The organism is Alkalihalobacillus alcalophilus ATCC 27647 = CGMCC 1.3604 (assembly GCF_000292245.2).
GTDB lineage: Bacteria > Bacillota > Bacilli > Bacillales > Bacillaceae_D > Alkalihalobacillus > Alkalihalobacillus alcalophilus.
The window spans coordinates 1-1,002 of sequence record NZ_ALPT02000165.1 but is presented as its reverse complement, the minus strand read 5'-3'; the positions used below and the strand labels follow the sequence as shown (position 1 = coordinate 1,002).

The 1,002-nt window shown below is 37.9% G+C and carries 1 protein-coding gene and 1 pseudogene; both read left to right on the top strand.

Translation table 11 applies throughout. The features are described 5' to 3' along the window. Positions 1-63 precede the first annotated feature (63 nt). Positions 64-855 carry a Mu transposase domain-containing protein gene (locus BALCAV_RS20900; protein WP_052044427.1) on the top strand — a complete coding sequence of 264 codons (792 nt, stop codon included), beginning with the start codon at positions 64-66 and terminating at the stop codon, positions 853-855. Further along, a pseudogene (locus tag BALCAV_RS23510) lies at positions 852-1,002 on the top strand (ATP-binding protein); the annotation flags it as partial. The gene BALCAV_RS20900 and the pseudogene BALCAV_RS23510, both read left to right, overlap by 4 nt.

Here is a 1,002-nt window from a genome sequence, read left to right as displayed (position 1 = left end):
ACATAACCTTTCTTATGTAAAGCTTTGCATAAAAAAGGGAAAATTGAACAGGTTGTGAAATACGTGAAAAATAACTTTGCGAAAAATCGTACGTTTGATAATTTAGTAGATTGGCAGGATTCCTGTATAAGATGGTTAAAGCGCACGGGGAACTATAAGGTTCACCATAATACAAAAAAGAGACCTATTGATGTGTACGCCCTGGAAAAGCAACACTTACAAAAAGTCTCCGGTACTTATATCTTTGAAAAAATCTTTGCCTCTAGTATAACAAGAAATATACACAAGGACAATGTCATTCGTGTTGATGGGAATCGATATAGCGTACCTTTAGGTACGTACCGAAAAGATAGCTCTAATATTGCTTATGTAGAAAAAGATGCGGAGCATCTATACATACGCTTGCAGCAAAACGGTCAAGTCTTAGCAAAGCATAAAATGGCTGAAGGAAAAGGTTTGGTCATTTCGGACCCTTCCCATAGAAAACGTAGCCAAACCAAAAGGGAACTTTTCATTCAGCAAATTGAAAATGTCTTGGAGGATAAAGAGGCCGTAAAGTGGCTGATTGATAGACTAACTGAACAGTATCCTCGTCATTTAATTGACCAACTAAAAGTCGTTCAATCTGTTATCTTAAAATACCCACTTTTCGTGGAGGAAGCGATTCATGAAATGAGACGTTTGCGATTGAGAAGTGCTAATGATCTACGAGATATTGCTCATTCTATCGATATTCAAAGCCAGAAAAATACAAAGGGTATAGGGAGTGTAAACGAAAAGTATAAAGACCTCATTGCCCCTGAACGAAAAAAGGACATTTATTTCAGTATTCTTCAAGGGGGAGAGAACCAATGAGCCAACCATATGAAGTCCTTCAAGAGAAATGTCGAACTTTGCGACTCGCTGAAACGGCTAAAGAACTGCCCAATCTTCTGAGAGAAGCTGAAGCAAAAAGCTGGACTTATTATGAGTTCATTCATGAGGTCCTAAGTTATGAGATGA